This is a genomic window from Pseudomonas sp. S4_EA_1b, from assembly GCF_016307435.1.
Lineage (GTDB): Bacteria > Pseudomonadota > Gammaproteobacteria > Pseudomonadales > Pseudomonadaceae > Aquipseudomonas > Aquipseudomonas rhodesiae.
The window spans coordinates 49,933-75,939 of the sequence record NZ_JAEILC010000089.1 but is presented as its reverse complement, the minus strand read 5'-3'; the positions used below and the strand labels follow the sequence as shown (position 1 = coordinate 75,939).

General features: G+C 60.7%; 20 protein-coding genes. 10 read left to right on the top strand and 10 right to left on the bottom strand.

Annotation, left to right across the window (positions count from 1 at the left end):
• Positions 1-24 precede the first annotated feature (24 nt).
• From YA0848_RS25100 to YA0848_RS25085, 4 genes are read right to left on the bottom strand one after another with little or no spacing between them, the layout of a single operon-like run.
• A complete protein-coding gene (locus YA0848_RS25100; RefSeq protein WP_034097950.1) occupies positions 25-1,218 on the bottom strand; it encodes a hybrid sensor histidine kinase/response regulator in 1,194 nt (397 codons plus the stop codon).
• The gene (locus YA0848_RS25095) at positions 1,212-1,811 is read right to left on the bottom strand and encodes a chemotaxis protein CheB (protein WP_034097952.1); all 600 of its coding nucleotides are present in this window, start codon (positions 1,809-1,811) and stop codon (positions 1,212-1,214) included. The genes YA0848_RS25100 and YA0848_RS25095 overlap by 7 nt, the downstream gene beginning before the upstream one ends.
• Positions 1,808-2,638: a CheR family methyltransferase gene (locus YA0848_RS25090; protein WP_371263992.1), complete on the bottom strand. Its 831-nt coding sequence runs from the start codon at positions 2,636-2,638 to the stop codon at positions 1,808-1,810. Before YA0848_RS25090 ends, YA0848_RS25095 begins: the two co-directional genes overlap by 4 nt.
• On the bottom strand, positions 2,639-6,136 hold the full coding sequence (locus YA0848_RS25085) for a response regulator (RefSeq protein WP_034097954.1): 3,498 nt from the start codon (positions 6,134-6,136) through the stop codon (positions 2,639-2,641).
• A 282-nt stretch (positions 6,137-6,418) separates the two neighbouring features.
• Between YA0848_RS25085 and YA0848_RS25080 the strand changes: the two genes are divergently transcribed.
• From YA0848_RS25080 to YA0848_RS25060, 5 genes are all read left to right on the top strand, one after another.
• Positions 6,419-10,021, top strand: coding sequence for a hypothetical protein (locus YA0848_RS25080; protein ID WP_184316311.1), 3,603 nt, complete (start codon positions 6,419-6,421; stop codon positions 10,019-10,021).
• A 199-nt stretch (positions 10,022-10,220) separates the two neighbouring features.
• Entirely contained in the window at positions 10,221-10,580 is a 360-nt protein-coding gene (locus tag YA0848_RS25075) for a response regulator (protein ID WP_034097955.1), read from the top strand.
• Positions 10,581-10,830: 250 nt separating this feature from the next.
• Positions 10,831-12,231: a DUF1254 domain-containing protein gene (locus YA0848_RS25070; RefSeq protein WP_169902605.1), complete on the top strand. Its 1,401-nt coding sequence runs from the start codon at positions 10,831-10,833 to the stop codon at positions 12,229-12,231.
• A 144-nt stretch (positions 12,232-12,375) separates the two neighbouring features.
• Positions 12,376-13,944, top strand: a complete 1,569-nt coding sequence (locus YA0848_RS25065) for a J domain-containing protein (RefSeq protein ID WP_169902606.1) — start codon at positions 12,376-12,378, stop codon at positions 13,942-13,944.
• Complete coding sequence (locus YA0848_RS25060) at positions 13,944-14,957, top strand: DUF3829 domain-containing protein (protein ID WP_034097961.1); 1,014 nt, start codon at positions 13,944-13,946, stop codon at positions 14,955-14,957. The genes YA0848_RS25065 and YA0848_RS25060 overlap by 1 nt, the downstream gene beginning before the upstream one ends.
• Here YA0848_RS25060 and YA0848_RS25055 read toward each other — a convergent pair.
• A complete protein-coding gene (locus YA0848_RS25055; protein ID WP_169902607.1) occupies positions 14,954-15,625 on the bottom strand; it encodes a DUF3313 domain-containing protein in 672 nt (223 codons plus the stop codon). The genes YA0848_RS25060 and YA0848_RS25055 overlap by 4 nt on opposite strands.
• Before the next feature lie 190 nt (positions 15,626-15,815).
• On the opposite strand from YA0848_RS25055, the gene YA0848_RS25050 reads away from it, so the two are divergent.
• Positions 15,816-16,508, top strand: a complete 693-nt coding sequence (locus tag YA0848_RS25050) for an aspartate/glutamate racemase family protein (RefSeq protein ID WP_034113763.1) — start codon at positions 15,816-15,818, stop codon at positions 16,506-16,508.
• Here the strand turns inward: YA0848_RS25050 and YA0848_RS25045 are convergent.
• The 4 genes from YA0848_RS25045 to YA0848_RS25030 form a co-directional block, all read right to left on the bottom strand.
• A complete protein-coding gene (locus tag YA0848_RS25045; RefSeq protein WP_034097965.1) occupies positions 16,505-17,017 on the bottom strand; it encodes a GNAT family N-acetyltransferase in 513 nt (170 codons plus the stop codon). The genes YA0848_RS25050 and YA0848_RS25045 overlap by 4 nt on opposite strands.
• Positions 17,018-17,077: 60 nt before the next feature.
• Positions 17,078-18,145: a DUF1176 domain-containing protein gene (locus YA0848_RS25040; protein ID WP_034113765.1), complete on the bottom strand. Its 1,068-nt coding sequence runs from the start codon at positions 18,143-18,145 to the stop codon at positions 17,078-17,080.
• A 54-nt stretch (positions 18,146-18,199) separates the two neighbouring features.
• A complete protein-coding gene (locus YA0848_RS25035) occupies positions 18,200-19,339 on the bottom strand; it encodes a glycerate kinase (RefSeq protein ID WP_034113766.1) in 1,140 nt (379 codons plus the stop codon).
• A gap of 91 nt (positions 19,340-19,430) precedes the next feature.
• Complete coding sequence (locus YA0848_RS25030; RefSeq protein WP_034097970.1) at positions 19,431-20,537, bottom strand: sugar diacid recognition domain-containing protein; 1,107 nt, start codon at positions 20,535-20,537, stop codon at positions 19,431-19,433.
• 160 nt (positions 20,538-20,697) lie between these two features.
• On the opposite strand from YA0848_RS25030, the gene YA0848_RS25025 reads away from it, so the two are divergent.
• A complete protein-coding gene (locus tag YA0848_RS25025) occupies positions 20,698-22,008 on the top strand; it encodes an MFS transporter (RefSeq protein WP_047882178.1) in 1,311 nt (436 codons plus the stop codon).
• Positions 22,009-22,161: 153 nt separating this feature from the next.
• Complete coding sequence (locus YA0848_RS25020) at positions 22,162-23,010, top strand: hypothetical protein (protein WP_169902608.1); 849 nt, start codon at positions 22,162-22,164, stop codon at positions 23,008-23,010.
• 52 nt (positions 23,011-23,062) lie between these two features.
• Here YA0848_RS25020 and YA0848_RS25015 read toward each other — a convergent pair whose 3' ends face one another.
• Positions 23,063-23,980 (bottom strand): LysR family transcriptional regulator, encoded by a 918-nt coding sequence (locus tag YA0848_RS25015; protein ID WP_169902609.1) that lies wholly within the window; start codon positions 23,978-23,980, stop codon positions 23,063-23,065.
• A 100-nt stretch (positions 23,981-24,080) separates the two neighbouring features.
• Here YA0848_RS25015 and YA0848_RS25010 point away from each other — a divergent pair, with 100 nt between their 5' ends.
• Together YA0848_RS25010 and YA0848_RS25005 are read left to right on the top strand one after the other, a co-directional pair.
• Positions 24,081-24,785 carry an SDR family oxidoreductase gene (locus YA0848_RS25010; protein ID WP_047882176.1) on the top strand — a complete coding sequence of 235 codons (705 nt, stop codon included), beginning with the start codon at positions 24,081-24,083 and terminating at the stop codon, positions 24,783-24,785.
• 101 nt (positions 24,786-24,886) lie between these two features.
• Positions 24,887-25,894: an aldo/keto reductase gene (locus tag YA0848_RS25005; RefSeq protein WP_034113774.1), complete on the top strand. Its 1,008-nt coding sequence runs from the start codon at positions 24,887-24,889 to the stop codon at positions 25,892-25,894.
• Positions 25,895-26,007: the final 113 nt, after the last annotated feature.

Below are 26,007 nucleotides of genomic sequence, written 5' to 3'. Positions count from 1 at the left end.
GTTGCGTCGAGGCGACGATTGAGTTCACGCCGCCGGTTCAAGGGGCAAACACACGCGAAACAGAGCGCCCTCGCCTATCCGGCTCTCGACTTCGATGGTGCCGCCGTGGGCCGCGACGATCTGCTCGGAAATAAACAGCCCCAAGCCCAATCCTGCTGCAACCTGACTGGCCGATACACGCTCGAACTGTTGGAAAATGCGCTTCTGGTTTTCCTCGCTGATGCCGATACCACGGTCGCGCACTTCGACCCGCGCCTCGCCGTGTTCTCTGTACACCCGCACGTCCACCGGGCTCTTGGCGCCGTAGCGCAGTGCGTTGGTCAGCAGGTTGGTCACAACCTGCTCGATCCGGAACTCGTCCCAATGCCCCACTACCGGGCCTTCGGTCGATAACTGCATGGACGACTCAGCGGCGGCGACTTGCGGAGCGAAGTTCTCCACCAAGTTGCTGACCAGTTGCGCCAGGTCGAAGCGCGCCGGGCGAATCGACAGTTTGCCGGTACGGATACGCGACACATCGAGCATGTCTTCGATCAGACGGATCAGGCTGCGGATCTGGCGCTCATCGCGATCGACCATGGCGTGCATCTTGTCCAGAGTGAACGCTGCGGCGTTGTCTCGCGCCAGGTGCATCTTGCGCAGCTGGGTTTCCAGGATCAGGCCGTTGAGGGGCGTGCGTACTTCATGGGCGACGATCGACATAAAGTCATCGCGCATGCGCACCGCCTGCTCCAGCTCGGCCTGAGTGGCCTGCAAGCGGTTGAGCAGCAGTTCCTGTTCGCGGCGGCTGCGCTCCAGCTCTTCGACCTGCAATTTCATCGCCTTACTCTGGCGATACAGGTCGACAAACACATTGACCTTGCTCTTGACCGCATGGATATCCAGCGGCTTGTGCAAGAAATCCACCGCGCCACTTTCATAGCCCTTGAATGCGTAGTTGAGTTCTCGGCCAGCGGCGCTAACAAATACGATGGGGATGTTCTTGGTCTTCTCGGTGCCGCGCATCAGCTCGGCCAACTCAAAACCATTCATGCCGGGCATCTGCACATCGAGAATCGCCATGGCGAACTCATGCTCCAGCAACAGGGACAACGCTTCGTCGGCGCTCAATGCCTTGAAAACCTGGCGATCCTCGCGCTTGATCAGCGCTTCGAGGGCCAGCAGGTTTTCCGGCAGATCGTCGACGATCAGCAGTTTGGCCTGGACAGTACTTAACATGGGGAAGATTCCAGCAAAACCAGCAATGAGCCTATCCGGCTCAAAGTCAGAATATGGTCAGGTGTCTGCAACGCCAGGGCTGCACGGGGCATAACGTCCACGCGTGCTTCCGCTGGGTCCTGTACAACAGTGGTGCCGTGTTGCTGTTTTACGTAGGCCAGTCCCCTTGCGCCGTCCTGGTTGGCGCCGGTCAGCAGGATCGCCAGCAGCCCGGGGCCGTAAGCATCCGCCGCCGAGGTGAACAGAAAATCGATGGACGGACGCGAGTGATGTACACGCTCTTCCTGGCTCAGGGACAGGCTGCGATCCTGCTCCACCGACAAGTGATAGCCGGGGCCGGCGAAGTACAAGGTACCGGGCTCGATGGATTGCTTGTCCTGGGCTTCGTGCACCGGAATGCGCAGGCGCCTGGCGAACACTTCGGCCAATTGGCTGCGGCGTTCATCCGGTAAGTGCAGCACCGCGATGATGGGCAAGCCGAAGCCGTTAGGCAGTTCGCTGAAAATACCCAACAACGCTTCGACGCCGCCGGCGGACGCGCCGACGACGATTGCTTCAATCCCGCGAATCGGGCTGGCTGCAGCGTCGTTCATGATTTGCGGTAGATCCGTTCCTGCTTGACCAAGGGTTCGAAGTGTTTGTTATAGCCGGAGAAATCCAGGGTTTCCTTGCTGCCCAGCACCAGGAAACCGCGATGGCACAGCGACTCATGAAACAATCCGAACGCCCTGTCTTGCAACTTTTTATTGAAATAAATCAATACGTTACGACAAGAAATTAATTGAGTTTCTGAGAAGACACTGTCGGTGGCCAGGCTGTGGTCGGCGAACGTCACGTTTTCCCGCAGTGTCTTGTCGAATATCGCGTAATCGTATGCTGCCGTGTAGTAGTCGGCAAACGAACGTTGCCCGCCGGCCTGCTGATAATTGGTGGTGTAGGCCCGCACGTTCTCCAGAGAAAAAATGCCCTGTTTGGCTTTGTCCAAGGACGCTGGGTTGATATCGGTGGCGTAGATGATCGTACGCTCCAGCAAGCCCTCTTCGCGCAGCAGGATGGCCATGGAGTAGACCTCCTCCCCCGTGCTGCAACCGGCGATCCAGATCTTGATCGACGGATAGGTCTTGAGCAGCGGTACCACTTCCTGGCGGATCGCCAGAAAGTGCGACGGGTCGCGGAACATCTCGCTCACCGGGATCGTCAGGAACTGCAATAACTGCATGAACGCCGCCGGGTCATGCAGCACCCGTTCCTGCAGCGCGGAAATGGTGGCGCAGTCGAACTGGCGCATGGCATGGGCCACGCGACGTTTGACCGACGCCCCGGAATAGTCGCGAAAGTCATAGCTGTACTTGAGGTAAATCGCCTCGATCAGCAGGCGCAGCTCAATATCGCTGCTTTTTTCCAAAAAACTTCGCTCCACTTAAATGCGTTCCATCTTCGGCAGCCATACGCGAATCAACGAGAACAGACGATCCAAGTCGATCGGTTTGGCCAGGTAATCATTGGAGCCGGCCGCGAGGCAGCGCTCCTGGTCGTCTTTCATGGCCTTGGCAGTCACAGCGATGATCGGCAGCTTCTTCCAGCGCGGGTCCTGGCGGATCAGCGCCGTGGCCTCGTAGCCGTCCATCTCCGGCATCATCACGTCCATCAGCACCAAGTCGATGTCCTCGACCTCATTGAGGCGGTCGATGGCTTCACGGCCGTTACGCCCGATCACCACCACCGCGCCTTTGTGCTCCAAGGCGCTGGTCAGGGCGAAGATGTTGCGTACATCGTCGTCTACCAACAGGATTTTGCGCCCTTCGAACACCTTGTCGCGGCTGCGGGCGGTCTTGAGCATCTTCTGGCGTTCATGGGACAGCTGGGATTCGACTTTGTGCAGAAAGAGTGTGACTTCGTCCAGCAGCCGCTCCGGCGAGCGGGCGCCCTTGATGATGATCGAGCGCGAGTATTTGCGCAGTTCGGCTTCTTCATCGCGGGTCAGGTTGCGCCCGGTGTAGACGATAACCGGCGGGAACGAGCAGATGTCCTCGGTGGCCATGCGTTTGAGCAGCTCGTTGCCGAGCATGTCCGGGAGCTTGAGGTCGATGATCATGCAGTCATAGACGTTGCTGCGCAGCAGTTCGAGAGCTTCCTGGGCAAAGCCTACGGCGGTGATCTCGATGTCATCGTCGCCGATCAGGCGGGCAATGCTGTCGCGTTGCAGGTCGTCGTCCTCCACCAGCAGCACGCGTTTGACCTTTTGCGTCAGCTTGGCTTCCAGGCGCGCGAACACGTCCTTGAGTTCTTCACGGGTGGTGGGCTTGACTGCGTAGCCGATGGCGCCCATGTGCATGGCGGCCTCGACCCGGTCTTCCACGGAAATCACATGCACCGGGATGTGCCGGGTGCTGGCGTGTTCCTTCAGGCGTTGCAGCACGGTCAACCCGGAATGGTCCGGCAGGCGCATGTCGAGCAGGATCGCGTCGGGGATGTACTGCTCGGCCAGGTTGTAGCCTTCGTCGGCGCCGTGGGCGACCAGACATTGGTAGCCCAGCTCATGGGCCAGGTCGAACAGGATGCGGGCAAAGTTCGGCTCGTCTTCCACCACCAGGATGCAGCGCGTGGTGAACGGGGCCTTGTCGCGGTCGTCGGCAAAGCGCGGGATCTGCTCGGCATCGGCCACCGGCAAGGGCGAGACCTTGACCGGGACCGGCGCAGGTGCTGCAACCACCGGGCGCGGCGGTTCGATGGCCTGGGGCTGTTCCTCGTGCTCGACGTACTGTTCCGGCAACGTCAGGGTAAACACACTGCCCTTGCCTGGTTCGCTGGTGACGTGGATCGAACCACCGAGCAAGGTGGCCAGGTCGCGGGAAATCGACAGGCCCAAGCCCGTGCCGCCGTAACGGCGGTTGGTGGTGCCGTCGGCCTGGCGGAAGGCTTCGAAGATGCTCTCTTGCTGGTCCGGGGCGATGCCGATCCCGGAATCGCGCACCGTGAATACAATCCCGCCTTCGGCCGCGCCGGACACCGACAGGCTCACCTGGCCCTGCTCGGTGAACTTGATCGCGTTGGACAGCAGATTCTTGAGGATCTGCTCCAGACGCTGGCGGTCGGTGAACAGCATGGCCGGCGCCCCCTCTTGCACCTCCACCTGGAAACCCAGCTTGCGATCGGACGCCAGCGGTTCGAACATCCCCCGCAGACCGTCCACCAGACGTGCCACGCTGGAATTTTCCGGGCGTACTTCGAGCTTGCCGGCTTCGACCTTGGAAATATCCAGGATGTCGTTGATCAGGTTAAGCAGATCGTTGCCCGCCGAGTAGATCGACTCGGCAAACTTGACCTGCTCGGCACTGAGGTTTTCCTGGGGGTTTTCCGCCAGCAATTTGGCCAGGATCAGTGAACTATTGAGTGGCGTACGCAGCTCGTGGGACATGTTGGCGAGGAATTCGGACTTGTATTTGCTTGAACGCTGCAACTCTTCGGCGCGGTCTTCCAGCTCCAGTTGGGCCTGGTTCAGCTCGATATTCTTGCGATCCATGGCGTCGCGCTGCTCAGCCAGGGTCTGGGTCTGCTCGGCCAACTGCTCGTTGGTCTGCTCCAGCTCTGCTTGTTGGGTCTCCAGATGAACCTGGGATTCCTTAAGGATGCGCGACTGTTCTTCGAGCTCCTCGTTGGCGGTCTTGAGTTCTTCCTGCTGCACTTGCAGCTCTTCGTTGAGCTGCTGGGTTTCGGCCAGCACTTCCTGCAAGCGTTGACGATAACGCGCGGCCTCGATGGACGTGCCGATATTGCCGGCGATCAGCTCCATCAATTCCGTATCGCGCTCCTGTAGCGGGCGCAGGAAGCCCAGTTCGATTACGCCGTTGATGCGATCATCATCACTGGTGGGCATTACCAGCACGCTGCGGGTAGCGCCTTCGCCCAGGCCCGAGCTGACTTTGAAGTAATCCACCGGCACATCGTCCAGGCGGATCAGGCGGTCCAACTGCGCGGCCTGGCCGACAATGCCTTCGTCGCTGTAGATCGCTTGCTCCTGCTGCTCCTGCTCGCGGGAGAAACCGTAGGTGGCGATGCGCTTGAGGCCGCCATGTTCTTCGCGCACATACAGTGCACCGACCACCGAGCCCATGTATTGGGCAAAAAACTGCAGGATATTGCGTCCCAGCATGTTCAGGGTCAGTTGCCCCAGCACCTGCTCGGCCAGTTCGGTCTGGCCATTACGCAGCCACGCTTGCTGCTCCAAACGCCGAGCAATCTTCTGCTGTGACGCGAGGTTTGCGCTGTAACTCTCTGAAAGAGCTAATAGATTTTTACGCCCGACATAGGCAAGAAAACCGCTCAAACCCAGTACGAATACCAGGTACAGGCCGACGCTGATCACTGTGGTACGGGTCACGTCGGCATTGCGGGTGATCCGGAACTGCTGCTCCATCGCCACCGCTTCGTCGTACTCCTTGCGGATCTCATCGGTCAGGCGCTTGCCACGTCCGGCCTTGACGGCGCTGCGGTAGTCCCCGCTCTGGCGCTGCATATCAATCATCGTCTGGGCGTACTTGTTCCACTCCAGTTGCAGCGCCTCCAGACGCTTGAGGCGGTCGACCTGTTGCGGGTTATCGGCAACCAGTTCCTGCAGGTTACGCAGGTCGGACATGATCCGCGGTTTGGCCACCTCGTACGGATCGAGGAAATGCTCATCGCCGGTGATCAGGAAACCGCGCATGCCGGTTTCCTGATCGACTGTCAGCTTTGACGTCTCATTGAGGTTGTTGATGACGCGATCGGTGTGCTCCACCCACTGGATCACCGACAGCAAATAGGTGATCAGGCACACGAAAAACACCGCGCTGAGCACGCCCACACCCAGGGGCAATGCCACGTTTCGGCTCAGGAGGGTACGAAAGCTCTTTTCATCGACGGACGAAGCGGGAGTCATGGGCATGCCTTGGCCAAATACGGAAAAACGGGGAGTTTGCCCCAAACGTGGCAGTGAGGGCTATGTTTCTGACGCAACGAGCGGAACAAAACCTGGCGGTTAGCCACCTTTAGCGCCCTCGCCGCGCGATGTTTGCTCGTATTTATCTACATATAGGCTGACAACTTGGGCAAACGGTTCTGCGGAACGCTCTTGTCTGCAACGGACACCTAATGACACGCCTCGGGTACAGGGATGTTCGTCAACAAGGCACTTCCAACCATGACCAACAGGTAGCCCGCGATGAATGCAGTCAACACCCCACGTTTGCCCACTCCCTCTGCCCTGGCAAATCCACCATTGGCATCGGTTTCCCGATTACCGTCGGGCGCGAGCACGGCTCAGGCTCTTGCAAAGCCTGAACAGTCCTCCTCTTCCGGCACGCAGAGCCTGCAACAGGCCCTGGCCGACCAGCGTAACTGGCACGAATTGGCACAGGCGCTCTTCAGCCTGGTCAAGGAACTGCCGGCGGACGCCGATGAACAGGCCGTGGCTGACGCGTTAAAAGCGCGGTCGATGCCGCGCCACCGGGCCTCTGGCACTGCTACCACCGTGAACCTTGACGCGTTTATCAACGAACAACGCCTGGCGCAGCCTACCCGCCGCCACTACGTTGTGTACTTGGCCGAGGCAGTGGCCCAGCGGGCACTGCAGTCGCCCCTGGGCAATTTCGGCGGTGGGCTGTCCTGGCCGATCCCCTTGAGCGTTGCCGACCAGAGCAAAATCGGCACGCTGGTGGACAAAAATACCGCAGGTCTGCCCGGTCTGCCCTTGGAGGATGCGCGCAAAGGTGCCCTAGGTTATCTGCTCGAACAGACCCCGTTGTCCGATGCAGAGCTGCGAGACCCGCCCAACGCCCTGGCAAAACTGGTGGCATCCCCTCGCGCCCAGGCGCTTGGCCAGGCGATCCAGACCGAATTGGGTGGCGCTGACACCCCTGGCAGCGTCAATGACTACGTGCTCGCGGCCATCAACATGGGCCTGGACCTGGACTCGATGTTCGTCCCCCATCGCAACCATGTGGCCGGATTCGATCTGGCCAGTGAGCAGCACTGGGGCAAGGCGCCGTCCGATATCGTCAACCGGCTCAGCCTGCACTTGGTCAAGGAAGGTCGCGCCACCCATGCAACAGCGAGGTTCGCCGCGCACTTGCTACTGGCGCGGGTGGCGCCTCAACTGCTCGTCAAAGAGATACCGGCCGCGCTCACCTATGGCAGCCAGGCCTGGGCCAGTTTCTGCATCGCCGCAGCAGCGGTGGAGGCGCAAGCCCCGGGGACGGTAGCCAATATGACGTTTGCGCAAGTCATGCAGGCAGCAAAAGGGTCCGGCGCGTTGGCCCCCGAAGATGCGCAGAGAGGGGCTTTAGTGGACTGGGCGGTGGTCAACGGTATGTTGCCCAAGCGCGAGAACGACAGTTACACCGCTGATGAGCTGGACAGCGCCAGAAGCGCCTATAACGCCCAGCAATCCGAACGACTCAACGCCTCGGCCCAACTGAGTAGCGAGCTGCCCAGCCGCAAACAGATCGCGTTGCAAAAGCTGCGCGAGGCCTTTGGCGATAACGTACCGTTCGAAGAAAAACTGCTGAGCGTAGACGATACCAGCACCCCCTATCAGGGGCCGCTCTATGACCCGAATCGACGACCGGCCGGGCGGTACTCGCTGCTCGACATCGCCATGATGGAGCTGCGCGATTACACCTGGAAAACCACCGACCCGCGCATTCCTATCGCAGCGGTCAACGCGCCGCTTGCGCTGGGCGTGAACAAGGCATTCAACGAGCAATTCAAACAGACCATCGATTCACATAAGCAGGGCTTGGGGACGCTGATCAAACAGCTCGTCTCCCAGTTGCCGCCCGCCGACCGCCAGAATCTGGCGCACGGCAAACTGGAGTTCTTTCAGAAGAAAACCTATGAACTGGGACTGGATTTTACCTCTCGCACCCTGCACCACACGGATCGAAAGCTGTTGATCAAGGCCACCGGCGCGGACGGCGTGACGGTGTATGAAGTGGATAGTAAGCGCGGCACGATCAATAAGGTGCCCGAGAGCGAACTGACCCGGCGCCGGGAGCGCAACGCCAATCACGAAGAAAAAATTGAGGCGTTCGTGCCCAAGAGCGTCGCAGCCGGCGATTTTGCGCTCAAGCCCGCGAATGGCACGCTGGCACCGGCCTCCTTCATCTCGGCGCGCACTCAGTCGATTGCCGATGCGTTTGTGGAACACCTCGATATCGACAATGCACAGGTGGTCAAGCAAGCCAAGGGGGTCACCCCTCTGGACAAGCAAAATGAGGTGGAATGGAAACTCGCGGATTTTTTCTTGAACCTGGTGCCGCTCAGGTCCGCTATCGTCAACTTTCAGAATGGCAACTATGCCGATGGCGCCACGGACCTGGCACTGGACATGTTCAGTTTCGTGACCGCTGGAGTGGGAACGGCGGGCAAAGTGGCCAAGGCCGTCAAGAGTTCGGCGTCGACGACGGTCAAAGCCCTCAACACGGCGAAGGTGATCGGTGCCGCCGCCATCGGCGCCTTCAACCCCGTAAGCGGGGCCGGCGACTTACTGGTCGGGGCTGCACGGGTTACGCAGGCGGTAGGGCGAACGATTGCCAAAGGCACACGTGCCGTGGCTAACACAGGGGTGTCCCTGGTCACCCAAGGGGTCAATGCCCTGCGCGGCGCAACGGGCGCGTATGACTTGGTCCGGGCCAACAAAGGCTACGCCACGCTATCGGCGGGTACGTTCACCCTCGCGGACCGGACCGTGGAGACCACCGCAGTGCTGCACAACAACCAATGGCATGCCTACGACGTTGCCCGGCAACAGCCGTACGGCCCCGCCTTGGCGGACTTCAAACCTGCGGTGCCGCCAACCCGAGATATGCCGCTCCACGGCTTTTTCGACCGCATTTACAACCTGCTCCAGCCTGAAAACGCTCAAGGCACTGTCACCCGCCTGACCAAGGAGGAGCATAAGAACTTTACCGCCAAATATAACCACGGCATGCGTAAGGAAAACCGTGCAGCCTTTGACCAAGGGTTCGACTACGGCAATCCGAGTGATATCCCCGGTTATTCACCCAACCTGAACATTCCCGATCTGCAGCGCCTGTTGCAGTATTGTTTCTCTCCCGAAGACATAGGCACATTGGCCAAAGCCATCAAACAAAAAGCTATCGCGGAATCTTTCCACCGCCTGGCGTACTTTGAAAAAGATATCGCCGCAGCAGGCGGGCATTTGCATCGGATGCCCCAGGACTTCTACCTCAGCCTGGTCAATATGGGCTCCGAGGGCGAATGTGCAGGCATTTCCAACGCCATGGCCCTTGCCATCGGCACCGGTAAAGAACACACGCTGCTGAGCAATTTTTACACCGCCGCCGCTAACCCGAACGTGCCAAGCAATGCCGCTTTTATCAAAAATATAGAGACCCTACAAAAGGTCACCGGCACGGAAACCCTTTATCACATGGGCCAGACGCCTCGGCGTGTGCCCTATACCACCATTATCTCGGAGTTGGCCAATGCCACCGAATCAACCACGCTTAGAGTCGCATCGGAACACCACGCGCTGCTCGCGGGTGTAAAGGTCGACGGTGCGAGCAAGCAATGGTTCTATTTCGATCCCAACTATGGGTACGTCACGTTTGATTCGCTGGATTCGATGAAGAATGGTCTGGAGCGCACGTTGAACAGGGGTATATCGCCCTATCGACTTGACGCCTATAAGCGCGATTCCGCTGTTCCCGAGTATCAGATAAGTCAATTCTCCCCCACAGACCTGACCCCAGACCGTACGGGTAATGTCGACGTATCGAGCCTCTCCACTGCGGTCCTATAAGCCGTGCCTGCGGCCCCGACGTTGCTGCACCCAGCGCGCCGGGGCCGACTTGCTGCCGCGCATCATCCGGGCAAGACATTCGCGCAGACTCCCGTCACAATACGCGCGCCAGGGGAACTTGCTGCGATCGACACGACTCACTAGAGGATGGTCTTTGCATTCACACGACCTGCACCTCCAATTTTCGGGAAACCTCACTATGTCCGCAGCCTCCTCCACCATCCTAGTAGTCGAAGACGACAACATCGTGCGCATGTTGATCGTCGATGTCCTCGAAGAGTTGGAGTTCACGGTCATTGAGGCGGCCGACGCAGCGGAGGCGCTGGGCATGGTCAATGATGAAAGCCAGCTGATTCAGCTGATGATGACCGATGTGGGCCTGCCGGACATGGACGGCAAAGAACTGGCAGCCAAAGTACGCGCACTGCGGCCCGGCTTGCCGATCCTGTTTGCCAGCGGCTATGCCGAAAACATCGACGCGCCGGCGGACATGCATGTGATTGGCAAACCGTTTTCCATCGATCAACTGCGTGACAAGGTCAAGTCCATCATTGGCTGACTGCTTTCATTTTCTCGCCTGCGCCGTACCTTCAACGCCTGCCATTAGCGCTTATCGCGCAGGGCGATAGGCGCGTCGACGCTATCCCATCGATCAATCGGTCATTCAGGACAAAAGACTTCCAGCGAAACTGGGTGCAAACTCTGCCGGCCAGCGATTCCCTGCCGTACGCCCCCCCGCGCACGAGGCCTACTTCGATAAAAGCTGGAAACTCAATGACATCACCCAGTTCCCTAAGAGACGCAACAACATGATCAGAAAACCGACGCGCCTGCTGTTAGCGAGCCTCTCGATCCTCCTGAGCAGCGGCGCCTGGGCCGATTTCACCGCCACCCCGAGCGAAGCGCGGGCCATCGCCAAGGAAGCCTACCTGTATGGTTTTCCGGTAGTGGAAATGTACAAATCTCTCTACACCCAAGCCGTCGACAAGGGCGGCGCCAACTTCAAGGCGCCGTTCAACCGCATCGGCAATACCGCCCAGGTGTTCACGCCCAAGGACACCGCGTTCGTCAGCCCAAACGCCGACACGCCCTACTCGTTCGTGTGGATGGATCTGCGCCGCGAACCGCTGGTGCTGACCCTGCCCAAGATTGAAGACAATCGTTACTACTCGGTGCAGTTGATCGACCTCTACACGCAGAACTTCGCCTACCTGGGCACGCGCAGCACGGGTAACAACGGCGGCCACTACATGATCGCCGGGCCAAACTGGAAAGGTCAGCAGCCGGTGGACATCGATCGCGTGGTCTATAGCGAGAGCAATATCGCTTACGCGCTGTACCGCACGCAGTTGTTCGACGAGAAAGACCTGAGCAAGGTCAAGCAGATTCAGAGCGGCTATAAAGTCCAGCCGCTGAGCAGCTACGTCAAGCAAGCCGCACCGGCCAATGTGCCAAAGGTCCAGTGGCCAAAACCCACCGCCACTATGAGCGACAGCCCGCAACTGTTCCGCTACCTGAATTTCATGCTGGCGTTCGCCGCCCCCCAGGACAGCGAGAAAGACCTGCTGGCGCGCTTTGCCAAGATTGGCGTCGCCCCGGGTGCGCCCTTCAAGTTCAACCAGCTCAGCGCCGAACAACGCAAGGCCCTGGAAGAAGGGATTGCCGACGGCAAGGCCGAGTTTGCCGCGTTCAAAAAAGACAAGATCGACACCCACCAGGTGTCTAACGGCGACCTGTACGGCAGTCGTGATCACCTCAACAACAACTACTTGTACCGCTACGCTGGTGCCAACATGGGCATCTTCGGCACCTCCAGCGACGAAACCGCCTACCTGAGTTATGTCGTCGACAGCGAAGGTAAACCGGCGAACGGGGCACGTCATAGCTACACACTGCATTTCAACAAGGACCAACTGCCACCGGCGGACGCGTTCTGGTCGCTGACCATGTACAGCGCCAAGACCCAGCAACTGGTGCCCAACCACAAGAAGCGCTACTTGATCAATTCAAGCATGTTGCCCAGCCTCAAGCGCGATGCCGATGGCGGCCTGACCCTGGCCTTGCAACATCACGAACCGCCCAAAGCCGAACAGAGCAATTGGTTGCCGGCTCCCCCCGGTCCGTTTTACGCCGTGCTGCGGATTTACCTGCCCAAGCCTGAGGTCGGCAGCGGTCAATGGAAACTGCCGCCGTTGACCCCGCTCAAGTAACACCGCGAGCTCGGCTCCGGCGAGTCCGGACCGAGCACGTCACTTTCCGATATCAGGCCGACAGCGCCAACCTGTACTACCGCTGGTTTATTGGCTGCTAAAACGGGTAAGGTGCGCGCGATTCCCCACGGAGCTGCACCGCACATGACTTGCTGGGATGTCCTTGATCTGCCCCCGGATGCCGATAGCCGCACCATCAAGCGCACCTACGCGGCGCTGCTCAAGAAAACCCGGCCGGATGATGATCCCGAGGGGTTCCAGCGCCTGCGCGAAGCGTATGAAGCGGCCCTGAACGGGCAAGAGTCGGTCATGGACGACGCGTCTGCCGCCGTTGCGGTCGAAATGGCTGCACCAGAACCGGTGGACGGCACCCTGCCCCAGCGCTATGAGCAGGCCTTGGCCCAAGGTAACGGCCTGGCATTCGAAGTGGCGCTGCTCGAACGCTGTATCAGCGACGACACCGTGAGCGATGAGGAGCTTCGCTGGGCGTTTGACACCTTCCACTGGCTCAGTGCCTGGCAGCGCCTGGAGCTGCCAGCGCAATGGCTGGATGCCCTGGCCTCTCAATGCAGGCAGGCGTTGCGCAGCCAATTGGCGCTGGCACTTGCACAACGTAATGAAGCGGACTTCCTCAATGCGTACGCCCGGCGTGACGAACACGCCTGGTTGCGCCAGCCGGCGCACGCTCAATGGTTCAACCAGACACTTGCCACACTGCTATGCGACGGCTACTTCTGGTTGCCTGCGTTGTTCGAGGCCGTCCGCGCCGGGCAGGGCTGGCCGCACGGTGGCGAAAACCCCTGCCCCGAGGATGAATGGCAGCACCTGTTGCGGCGTGAGCAAGGGCCGGCGTTCATTGCCCACCAGCGTGCACTGGCTGTTGTGCCGCCGCACACTGCGCAACAGCGCGCCGCTCGTTTGCTGTTGGCACCGATGACACTGGGGCAGCGACGTGCATTCGCTCAGCGCTTGAGCGAGGCCGACTGGGAGGCGTGCCGAGCGCTGGCCGCGCGCATTAAAGCCGATCATCCCGACGTTGCGCTGTCCCTGCCAGGCGGTACGGCTTATTTCTGGCAGGAGTGGGAAACTGCTGTCGACACTTGGCCGCTGGCGCTGGCGACAGTGCTGGGCTGTGTGACAGGTGCACTGTTCCAGGCGCCGTGGTTTTCAGGAGTCCTGGTCAGCACACTGGGGCACGCGTTGGTATGGTCGATGGCCTATGTCGTGGGCGGCGCCCTGGCCTGGCAAGTGTGGCGTCCGCTGGTACATCGGGTCCGCGTCCTGGATGAAAGCCTCGCCGTCAGACTACCGACGCGACTCTGCCCTACCCGCCTGCCGTTATTGCCGCTGCGCGATCTGTTGCCGGGGGCGATCATGAGCGTGGCCATCAGTGTTCAATTCGGCGCGGTTGCGGGCCTGGTGATGGTGGCGACCCTGGTCGTGATCGGTGCGGGTAAGCGTCAAGCCCGCACGGGCTACAAAGAATGGTCCACCCGCCATCCGCGCAAGACCATCGGTGTATGGGGCCTTGTCACTTTGCTCCTGACAATGATGTTTGCAGCGCTCAAAAGCTTTGACAGTCATTATCAGGTGGGCCGCAATCAAGGCCTGCAACAGTGGACAGAGCGCGTGTGCAGCCGCATGCCGAGAACAGCACAACCCTGCCAGGCCCCCGCGACCCAGGCACAGTGGTACGGTCAGGAGGCTGAGTGATGAAGCCAATCATGTTGTACCCCGTCGGGGTGGTATTGATCCTGTGCCTGTTCAGCCTGGCCGGCGCCAGCAAACAACTGCAGATTGTGCAGTGGTGGCTCAACCAATTGGACAGCCCCCAGACTGCAACGGCCGGCGCGCTTGCGCCGATCATCGATTGCGTTAACCGCGTTGACCGCGATACTCGGCTGGCCTACTACTTGCTGACTCAGGTCGACGCCTCAGTCCGGACGGCTGAGCGCTCCGGCGCCGCGAACTTGCCTCGGGAAGAATTTGGCGACAACGCCGAGCCGCAAGCCCGCCTGATCCAAAAGCAGATATGCACCCCTGCTATTACCCTCCAGCTGGAACGCCAAGCCCCCGGCAGCCCATTGATCACGGCCACGCAGCAGTACTTGCAGACCCTTCGCAGAATCAGCGACGTCGGCACGCTGCTCAGCCCCAACCAAACCCCCGGCGCGAAAACGCCGCAGCAGCAATTATTTGGCAACGTCATGCTTGACCAGTTGAAAGCAGAACTAAGCCGTAACGGTGGCGGCTACCTGTCGGCATCCGCGGCTCTGCGTGACGATCTGACGCGTGAGGAGCTGCGTTTGCGCCCCCTACAGCTGGATTTACTGGAAGCACGTCTGGGCCGAGACCTGCATTGGCACCTGCTCAATTACATGATTGCGTCGCGCCAGTCGATCGATCGGATCGACCAAGGGGTACGCGCTGCCGACCTGACACCCCAAGCCCTGGCTGCGTTGACCGCTTCGGTTCAGCGTGCCCAAGAAAGTGCCGCAGCCTTTGTCGATCAGATGCCGGATAAAGAACTCACTGAAGAAACGCTGCACCTTTGGTACACCCTCAGAACCCCCGCCGATACCTACCTTGCTGCCCTGCAAGGCATGCTTCAAGACTGGCTCAACCACGCCACCCCGCAACAGCTGAGTGACGACTATGACCTCGTCACCCGCCGCTACGACGTCCTGCTCAGCTATTACAACCGGCCGGCACGCAATGCGTTTTAGTGCTTTTTGAATTTCACATAGGACTGATGCAGGTCTGAAGCCCAGCCGTCGATCACGTTTTTCACGTCATCGGCTTTCATCACCTGAGCGTCGTTCTCCAAGGGCTTGCCGGTGCCTTTGCGCACCACTTGGGCCAGGACTTTCCCCGTGGCGCCGTCGAGGAACTGCGCCTCGGTGCCGAGGGTGGTTTCTTGATCGCGAATGCCGGTGCCGGTACTGACCGCCGCCGCCACCAGTGCTACCGGGATGAACTCATAAGGTTTAAGCCCTTCGGTCTTGCTGCTGACGGCAGTGATGGCCCCGCGCACCACGATTACGCCTGGGCCTGGGGCATTGGCCAAAGGCAAGGATTTTGCCAGCTCACGCTTGAGCGCCTGGTTGTAGTAGGTGTTAATGCCGTTGAGGGTGCTGTCAGGGATTTTCGCGGTGGCCTGGGGTTTGGGATAGAACTGGGTCGGTTCGATGTACACCGCGTTATAGCGACTCAGGTCCAGTTGGGGATCGACCCAGCGCATCACTTCGACGCCTGACGGTGACTTGGCTTGCTTGAGTTGGCTGTAGTTGGAAAGAAAGCCCGAATATTCATCCGGTTGCGTGACCTGGCTGGCGCAGCCTGCAATCCCAAGCGAAGCCACGCACAACGTACTGACCATTAGCCTTAGTTTCATCATTGAACTCCCTGGCAGTCATCATCGAAGGGCGGAGCTGTAGGTATAGCCAATCCTGGGGAAATGGTGCGCCCACTCGACTGATCAAGCCGAGATGACAAAAACTGCACCGGTCATTTGGCGGGCAACTGCGTATGACTAATCAACCGTCGGTAAGTAAGGTGGAGCTCCCCCCTATCAGGAGCATCACATGCGCACCATCGGCCTTATCGGCGGCATGAGCTGGGAGTCCAGCGCCGAGTACTACCGCATCATCAACCAGCGCGTGCGTGACCAGCTCGGCTCGCTGCGCTCGGCGCAGGTGTTGATGTACAGCGTGGATTTCGGCCCGGTGGCGCAGGCGCAGCACGATGGGCGCTGGGACGACGCGGCGCAGATCCTCGAAGACGCGGCGCGACGCCTGCAAGCCGGCGGCGCGGACTGCGTGGTGCTGTGTACAAACACCATGCACTTGGTGGCGCCGCGTATCGAAGCGGCGATCTCGATTCCGTTTCTGCATATCGCCGACGCCGCTGGCCAGGCGGCCTTGGCGGCCGGCACGCTCAACGTCGGCCTGCTGGGCACGGCGTTCACCATGGAGCAGGATTTCCTCAAGGCGCGCCTGGCCGAGCATGGCTTGAACGTGCTGGTGCCGGAGGCCGAGGAGCGCCAGAGCGTGCACCGCATCATCTATGAAGAGTTGTGTGTGGGGATCATCAGCGACACCTCGCGCGACGCTTATCTGCGCATCATTGCGTCGTTGGCTGCCCGTGGTGCCCAGGCGATCATCCTCGGATGCACGGAAATCGGCCTGTTGATCAAGCCGGAACACACCAACCTGCCGCTGCTGGACACCACCGCGTTGCATGCGCAGGCCGCGGTGGCGTTTGCCTTGCAGGATTAAGTCGAAGGACGCAAACGCGCCATGCTGACGGTGTCGACGTAGACGCCGTCACGCAGGGCGTAGTCGCGCAGCACCCCTTCCACCTCGAAACCGAACGAGCGGTACAGACGTTGCGCGGCCTGGTTATCGGCAAATACCGTCAACTCGACGCGGTGCAGGTTCATCCAGTTGTCGGCCACGTCGAGGGCTGCCTTCAACAGCCGCGAGCCGACGCCCTTGCCCTGCCAGGCAGTTGCCACGCCCATGCCAAAGGTGCCGACATGGGCCTGGCGCACGCGCAGGTACTGTTGCAGCCCCAACTGCCCAATCACCTCGCCGCCGTGCAATGCCACCAGTTGCAGGCGACGTTCGTCGTCCATCACCAAACGCTTGCGCCACACTTCAATCGACTGGAACGGCATCTGCAGTACCTGACGGCACACCGCCGGCTCGTTGTAGAGCGCCGCGACGCCGTCAAGGTGGGCCTCGGTAAAGCGCTGGATGACGATATGGGGTTCAGGCGCGTGCATGGGTTTCATCCTTTGAAAGACATGTGGTCGGCCAGTGTAGAGGCGCCGACCGTCCGCTGCCTAGGGCGCTGGAGCGGTTGTCCACAACGAAGGCCAGTCGCCGTAGGCCACCCCGGTGCAGCGCGACATCATGTGAAACTCGCTGAGCTGGAAAGCCTTGCCGTCAAACAACCACACCGCCCCGGCCCCGCAATCGCCGAGCCCGCGTTGCTTGTAGAAGTAACTCAGGGTGCCGGTGGCTGGGTCGTAGCCCACCGAGCCTTGCAGCGCGGCGCCGTCCAAAGGCAGCGACTCCAGTTGCAACGCGGTCTGGGCATATGGTGCCTGGCGCGCGCGACGCACCACCTCGTATTCGCAGTTGTAGGCCGCGCAGTCGTAGCTCAACACGGTCATGGCCTGCGAGGCAGTCAACGCACCGGCACTGGCTTCGGGTGGCGGCGAGTCTTCTTGCGCCGTTTCACCTTTGAGGGCCTCGGCCACCAAAGCTTGCTGCTCCTCGGCGGTCAACGCCGGCGCACCGGGGAATGGACGCAGCAGCGGCGTCGGCAAACGCGCCGGCACGGCACTCGCCGCACCTTTGCCGGGTCGTGCCAGTGCGGTGACGTTATCCACCCGGCCTTGCACCGCATCCATCAACAACAGCGATGCACTCAACCCACTCAGGGAAACGTGGGCATCGGCATCGCCGGGCAGCTGCAAGCGCTGGCCATCGCGCAAGCGTTGCAACCATCGGCGCGCGGCGGCGTCGTCAAGTACGCCAAAGGATTGCACATGGGGATCGCCGCCCTGGTCGTCCAACTCCACCTGCAATGCCTGGGTCAAGTCATTGCCCAGGGGCTGGCCGTCCAGTTGCAGGGTCGACAGGTCCGCCGTCTCCCCCCGATGGTCGAAGCGCAGGCGCAAGTAGCCCTGAGGGCCGGCCTTGTGCCAGATATGCAAGGTCAGTGAGCTGTAATCTTCTTCATTGGCTCCGCTCGGTGCGCTGAGGGCGTGGCAGTTGCGCAGGTTGTCGCAACCGACCACCCACTCCTTGATGTCCCGCAGCAGCGGCACGCGTTCGCTAGCGGGTTGTGCAAAGGCTTGGGCAGAGGAACCGGCCAGCAGGGCCAGGAGTACGGGGCGCAACATGGGGACTCTCCGTGTCTGAAAAGGCGCGGATTGTCCCATGTTCGGCCTGTGGCGTCAGCGCCCGGCGGCCACGCGCCACACCCGCGCAATATCCGCCGCCCGCTCGCGCAACAAGCGCGGTGCCTCGCTGCACGCCTGCTCAAGGCTGATGGGCCCGCTGGGCAAGGCGAAGGCGGCGTCGACGCCGTGTGAGTACATCTGCTCGTAGCCTTCACCGAGGGTGCCGGCGATGACGATCACCGGTACGCCGTGTTGCCGGGCGATGCGGGCCACGCCGAACGGGGTTTTACCGCGCAGGGTCTGGGCGTCGAAGCGGCCTTCGCCGGTGATGACCAGATCAGCACCGCGCACGGCGGCATCCAGGCCCACCAAGTCGGCAACCACCTCCACCCCCGCGCGGAACTGGGCGCCGAGAAACGCCTTGGCAGCGAAGCCCAGGCCGCCAGCGGCGCCGCTACCGGGTTCGTCGCGCACATCGGTAGGCAGCACCCTGGCGCAGATGTCGGCAAAATGGCCGAGGGCAGCATCGAGCTGTTGCACCTGCTGCGGGCTCGCTCCTTTTTGCGGGCCGAAAATCGCCGAGGCGCCGTGGGGGCCGCAGAGGGAGTTATTGACGTCGGCAGCAATCTCGAAACGCACCTCGGCCACGCGGGGGTCAAGGCTGTCCAGGTTGATGCGCGCCAATTGCGCCAAGGCCAAGCCGCCAGGTGGAAGGGGCTGGTCGTCGGCATCGAACATTTGCACACCCAATGCCTGCATCGCCCCTGCACCACCGTCGTTGGTGGCGCTGCCGCCGATGGCCAGGATGATGCGCCGAGCCCCCGCCTCCAGCGCCGCGCGGATCAGTTCACCGGTGCCGAAGGTGGTGGTTCGGCACGCGTCGCGCTGGTCCGGCGGCAGCAGTTGCAAGCCGCTGGCTTCGGCCATTTCGATGATCGCGGTGTGGCTGTCGGCCAACCAGCCCCAGCGTGCGTCCACCGGGGCGCCGAGCGGGCCGCGCACGGTCTGGCGGCGCAACTCGCCGTGGCAGGCGGCGAGCACCGCGTCCACCGTGCCTTCGCCACCATCGGCCATCGGGCACTGGATCATCTGCGCGTCCGGCCAAACCTGGGCCAACCCCTCGACAATCGCCTGGGCAACGCCTGCGGCGCTCAGGCTGTCCTTGAACGAGTCGGGGGCGATGATGATCTTCATGGGCGTTCTCCGTTTTTTATAACGCCCATGCTGCCAGTTGGCTGCGGCAATAACGCCGGTCCGATGCACAAGTGCGGCGCAGGTTTGTTGTTCATTCCGACAAATCCTGGGGCAGCAACTGCACGCCCAGGTACAAGGCAAGCATGCCATCGAGGGTCAGCGGGTCGACACCGCTGAGTTCGGCGATGCGCTCCATGCGATAACGCAGGCTGTTGCGATGGATGCCCAAAGCGTCGGCACACGCCTGGCTTTGCCCGTCGTGCTCGCACCAACTGCGCAAAGTTGCCAGTAATTGGCCGTTGCCGTCCTTGGCCAGTACTTTGCGTAGCGGGTTGAGCAATTCATCGAGGGCGTCGTCGTTGCGATGACGCCACAGCATTACCGGCAGGCGATAGCGATTGAGGGTCAGCACTTGCGTATGGGGCAGGATGTCCCGGCCATAGGCCAACAGGTCCCCGACCCGCCGATAGCAACGGCGCAGCCCGGCCAGCCCGTCGGCCTGGCCACCCACCGCCACACGCTGGATCTGCCAGCCGTGGCCGGCGAGTTTTTCCAGCAGCTTGGGATTGTCCACCGGGAGCCCGGCCGGTCGGCACCACAACAATGAAAACTGCGCCGAGCTGACGCACCAGCTGTCGGGATAACGCGCAGCCAGCCAGGCACCAAGGTCCTGCGCGGAGGCGCCCGCGCCCAGCTCGAACAGGTATGGCGTACGCGACAGATGCGGCTTGAGCCCCAGTTGCTGGGCTTCGTCGACCAGGCGCGGCGAGTCGCCGGATTCGGCAAGCAACAGCGCCAGCAGGTCGTCGCACCGCTGGCGGCGCCATTGCTGTTCGGCTTGTTGGTGACGGTGGCTGACCAGCATCTCGGCGGTCATGCGCACCAATTCGGCGTAGGTGCGCAGCAGTTGCGGTTCACCAGTGATGCCCAGCACACCGATCAGGCGTTGATCGTGCATCAGCGGCAGGTTGATGCCGGGCTGCACGCCTTTGAGGTGCTTGGCGGTGTGGCCGTCGATTTCGACCACACGACCATTCGCCAAGACCAATTGCGCGCCCTCATGGCGAGTGTTGATGCGCTCGGGCTCGCCGCTGCCCAGGATCAAGCCCTGGCTGTCCATGACGTTGACGTTATAGGGCAGGATGGCCATGGTGCGATCGACGATCTCCTGCGCCAGGTCATGATCCAGCTCGAACATGGGGTTAACTTCCTGCAAGGCGTGGTTGGTCATCGGCACAGCGCAAAGGCACGTTCACTGTGCGCGAGCACAAAGACAGCCCCCTGCTACCTGGCCGAGACTCTTGGGGCGATCAACGTTACCCTCGCATCGCGAAAAATCATAATAAAGAGAGAACGCCATGTCACAGAGCGCCGCTGTCACCCAGGCCAACGATGACGATAAAAACGCTGTCTACAAGCGCGTGACCCTGCGCTTGATCCCCTTCATTTTTATCTGCTACCTGTTCAATTACCTCGACCGCGTCAACGTCGGCTTCGCCAAGCTGCAGATGCTCGACGCCCTCAAGTTCAGCGAAACCGTGTACGGCCTCGGGGCCGGGATCTTCTTTATCGGTTACGTACTGTGCGGCGTACCGAGCAACCTGGCGCTGAGCAAATTCGGCCCACGGCGCTGGATCGCCCTGATGATGATCGTGTGGGGCACGCTGTCCACCTGCCTGCTGTTCGTCAGCACGCCGACGCACTTCTACACCTTGCGCCTGTTTACCGGTGCGGCCGAAGCCGGCTTCTTCCCCGGCGTGGTGCTGTACCTCTCGCAGTGGTTCCCGACCTTCCGTCGCGGGCGGATCATGGCGTTGTTTATGTCGGCGATCCCCGTGTCGGGCCTATTGGGCAGCCCGTTTTCCGGCTGGATTCTCAACCACTTCGCCGCCGGCCAGGGCGGTCTGGCCGGTTGGCAGTGGATGTTCCTGCTCCAAGGCATACCCACCGTGGTGCTGGGCGCCCTCGCCTACTTCTTGCTCAGCGACAGTTTCGCCCACGCCAAATGGCTCACGCCCCAGGAACGCGCGGTGCTGGAAGGCGACCAGGCCACGGACCTGGCGAACAAGCCCAAGACCACCAGCGACTCCCTCGCCGAAGTGTTCAAGAACCCGGCGATCTGGGCATTTGGCCTGATCTACTTCTGCATCCAGAGCGGCGTGTACGCCATCAACTTCTGGCTGCCGTCGATCATCAAGAACCTGGGGTTCAGCGATAACCTGGTGATCGGTTGGCTCAGTGCGATCCCGTATTTGCTGGCGGCAGTGTTTATGCTGCTGGTGGGCCGCTCCGCCGACCTGCGCAAAGAGCGGCGCTGGCACTTGGTCGTGCCGATGCTGATGGGCGCGGTGGGCCTGGTGATCGCGGTGAATTTCGCTACCACGCCGGCCATTGCGATCCTCGGCCTGACCATCGCCACCATGGGCGCGCTTACCGGCCTGCCGATGTTCTGGCCGGTGCCGACGGCGATGCTCAGCGCGGGTGCCGCCGCCGGTGGGCTGGCGTTGATCAACTCCATGGGCCAGATGGCAGGCTTCCTCAGCCCATATATCGTCGGCTTTGTGAAAGATGCCACCGGCTCCACGGATATGGCCCTGTACCTGCTGGCGGCAGTGATTGTGGCGGGCAGTGTATTGGCATTGCGCATGACTCGCTCATTGCGCACTTGAGCGATGACTCAGGATGCGCCGGGGCTGGTGCATCCTGAGCCCGCATAACCGTTATAAGCTTTTTGCTTTTTAAACCTGTCAACCTTGACAGTACCCGCTGCTTTTATTTGTTCTCATACTCCAGGCGCCACCCACTTGGATGAGGACTGCGTCATGGAGATTCTTCAACTGCCCAGAAATTCGCATCTGGCCGAAGGCACGGCCAGCGCGAACATGTCCGGCGTGATCACGCGGGCATTCAAAGCGGACACGGTCAGGCTGGAAAAGACCCATGTCCAATGGGTTATTACCGCACGTCAGAGTGCAGTGGGTTCTCAACCCAGTGTCGAGCTCTCCTGCTTGCTGCCCTTGAGCCTTCGCGACAATGGCAAGCCCCATACCTACAGCTTCGACGGCACACGCAAAGTGACTACGGCCTCTGCGGCAATATTTACCGCCAACACCAACTTTGTAGCCGTATCAGGTGAAATTACCGTCACCTTGAGGAAAAACCGTATCGTCGCAACGTTCAATTTTACCGCCCAGCCCTATAACCAACCGGAAGCTCAGTTGATGGTGTCCCGAGGCACCTGTGACGTACATAACGGCAACGGGAAATTCGAGGTTGAGCTCAGTGGCGGGATACTGCCTATGCCCTCATTCAAGGCTGAAAACCTGGCCGTCAATACGTTTGAGCACTTGGGTGTCGCCCCGTACTACAACATCCTAGGGTGGTCCCGTGTTTTCCCCGACACCGAGTATTTCTTCGCCGTGCTAATTGATACCAAAGTCAGAGAGGGCACATACAAAGTCGTCCTGGACGATCCACGGATCGGGATTTTGACAAACCTGATTGGCTTTCAGCATCTGTATGCAACCAGCGGTCAACTCACCATCAAAAAAATGCCACATGCCGGACACGCGATCGCGTACTTCAAGGTTGAATTCAATCATCCCCCCTTGCCGGTTTATTCGGCCAAAGGCCAACTGAATATTCAGGACTACGGCCAAGCCCCAGGCTGAGCGGTTTACCGACAGACGAGGATGTTTCCATAAGGATGTGGCCTGGACGTCCTTATTGATCATTTCGTACGTCGTTCAACAGCGCATGGCAGCGTTGCTGCAAAAATGCCTGGAACACTTTCACTCTTTCCGACACCTGCGCACGATGGGGACACATCAGGTTCAGCGGCGCAGGCTCACCTTGCCAGCCCTCGAACAACGGAACCAAACGGCCGGCCCTTATGTCCCGTACTACATCCAGCCCAGCTTTATAGGTCACCCCATGCCCCGCCAGCGCCCACCGCCGCGCCACTTCACCGTCGTCGCACAAATAATCGCTATGCACGGGCACTTCCTGCACAACATCGCCTTTGCGAAAGCTCCATGTGTTGTTAGGGCGGCCATGGCGCATGTAAATCAGCGCGCTGTGCTGCGCCAGATCGGCAGGCTCACGAGGCGTCCCCTGCCGGGCCAAGTACGCAGGGCTGGCGCAGGCCACGCGGTGGTGGTTCGCTAGGATCGGTAAAGCCACCAGGCTGGAATCATTCGGCACGCCAAAGCGCAGGGCAATATCCACGGTCTCGCGGAACAGGTCGGCGTTCTTATCGTTAAGCAGTAACTGCAGGCGGATATGGGGGTGCTGTTGCTTGAAGTCATCCAACCATTCCAGCAAAACCGTGCGCCCAAAATCCGAGGGAGCGGCCAGTTGCAGTACACCGTTCAAGCCTTCGCCGTGCCGCTTCAGCCCTTGTTCCCCTTCAGACAAAGCGGCGAGCGCCAGGCGCACGCTGTCCAGGTAACAGCGGCCCTCTTCAGTCAGGCGCATGCTGCGCGTAGAGCGAGCCAGCAGGCGAACGCCAAGGCGTGTTTCCAGACGCTTGAGCGCAATGCTCGCGGCAGCGGGTGTCAGGCCAAGGGAGCGTGCGGCGGCGGATAGGCTCCCGATATCCGCCGTACGGGCAAAGACTTCAAGGTCGAGAGTCGAGCTCACTGATAAAAATCCTTTAATGATCTTGTCGATTTACCGCTATTTTTCCGACATTGCCAAGCTGAGAGGATGAATATCCCTTTTTTAATGCGAGGCAGTACCCATGACATCTCCCCTCAATGGCAAAACCGTGGTGGTGATTGGCGGCAGCAGCGGCATCGGCGCGGCGGTCGCCGAGCAGGCCAGGTCACTAGGCGCGCAGGTGGTGCTGGCTGGACGACGCCTGTCTTCGGCGATCCACAACGGCCTGCGCAGCGAACCTGTGGACGTGACGGATAATGCGTCATTGCAACGCCTGTTCGAGAGCGTGGGCCGCTTTGATCATTTGGTTTACACCGCCGGCCCTGCCGTACAGGCGAAAAATCTTCAGGACACCGACCTGCAACTGGCCCAGGACAATTTCAACGTCAAGCTCTGGGGCGCTTTGCGGGCTATCCAACTGGCACTGCCATTCCTCGATGAGCATGGGAGTATCGTCCTTACGTCCGGGCAGTTGGGGCGCAAGTTAGTGCCTGGGCAATTCATCAAAATCGGCATTAACGCTGCGACCGAAGCGCTGGGTAAACAATTAGCCAAGGAGCTGGCACCGCGTCGGGTCAACGTCGTCAGCCCCGGCGTGATCGACACACCGGCGTATGCGGGGTTGTCGGAAGATCAACGCGAGGCCATGTATGCCAAAGTCGGTCACGCTTTGCCGGTCGGACGCGTGGGACAGGCTTACGAAGTAGCAGCCGGGTATGTACTGGCCATGGAAAATGCCTTCATGACCGGCAGCGTGATCGACATCGACGGCGGCGGTTTGCTGTAAGGCGATGGCATAAACCGCATTCATGTCCATAACCGGCTTGTTCGGCGGTGCCGCGATCTGGTATTGCATAGGCTCTATCCCGCGACATTGAGGTGTTCTCTATGCTTTATCGTTCTCTGGGCCACTCCGGTTTGAAGGTCAGCGCCCTCACCCTGGGCACCATGATGTTTGGCGAACAGACCAACACCGAGGACTCGTTGCGCATCATCGACAAGGCCTGGGACCAGGGCATCAACTTTATCGACACCGCGGATGTTTACACCGGCGGGCGCTCTGAAGAGTTGGTGGGTGAAGCCATCGCCCGGCAGCGCCAGGACTGGGTGGTGGCGTCCAAGGTCGGTTTCGGCCCGCCGGATGGGTTGCCCAACCGCAGTGGCCTGAGCCGCAAACGGATTTTCAATGCCCTCGACGCCAGCCTGAGCCGCCTCGACACGGATTACCTGGACATCTACTACCTGCATCGTGAAGACCACCACACACCGCTGGAAGTAACGGTGTCGGCCATCGGTGACCTGATCCGTCAGGGCAAGATCCGTTACTGGGGCCTGTCCAACTACCGTGGCTGGCGCATTGCCGAGGTCATTCGCGTGGCAGAGCGCCTGGGGGTGGACAGACCGGTGATCAGCCAGCCGCTGTATAACATCGTCAACCGTCAGGCCGAGGTCGAGCAGATTACCGCTGCCGCAGCCTATGGCCTCGGTGTGGTGCCCTACAGCCCGCTGGCGCGCGGTGTGCTCAGCGGCAAATACGCGCCGGACGTTACCCCTGAGGCCGGCAGCCGTGCCGCGCGTCAGGACAAGCGCATCCTGGAAACAGAATGGCGCGTGGAGTCGCTGCGCATCGCCCAGCAGATCCAGCAGTACACCCAAGGGCGCGGCGTGGGCATGGTGGAATTCGCCATCGCTTGGGTGCTCAACAACGCCGCGGTGAGTTCAGCTATCGTTGGGCCGCGCACGGAGGCGCAATGGGACGCCTACACCGGCGCGCTGCAGGTGAAGATTACGGCGGAAGATGAGGCGTTCATCGATTCGCTGGTGACGCCGGGGCATTCGTCTACGCCGGGATTCAACGATGTGGGCCATTTCGTGTCGGGGCGGACGCCGCTGTAAGCGCTTTGAAAGTGCAGCGCGGCAAACTTTTGTGCGATTTGCCCCAAAACAGAGCAGCCGTAGCGCGCCGAAAGCACCATAATCCCCTCCTCTTTTGATTGAATCGGTTTTGG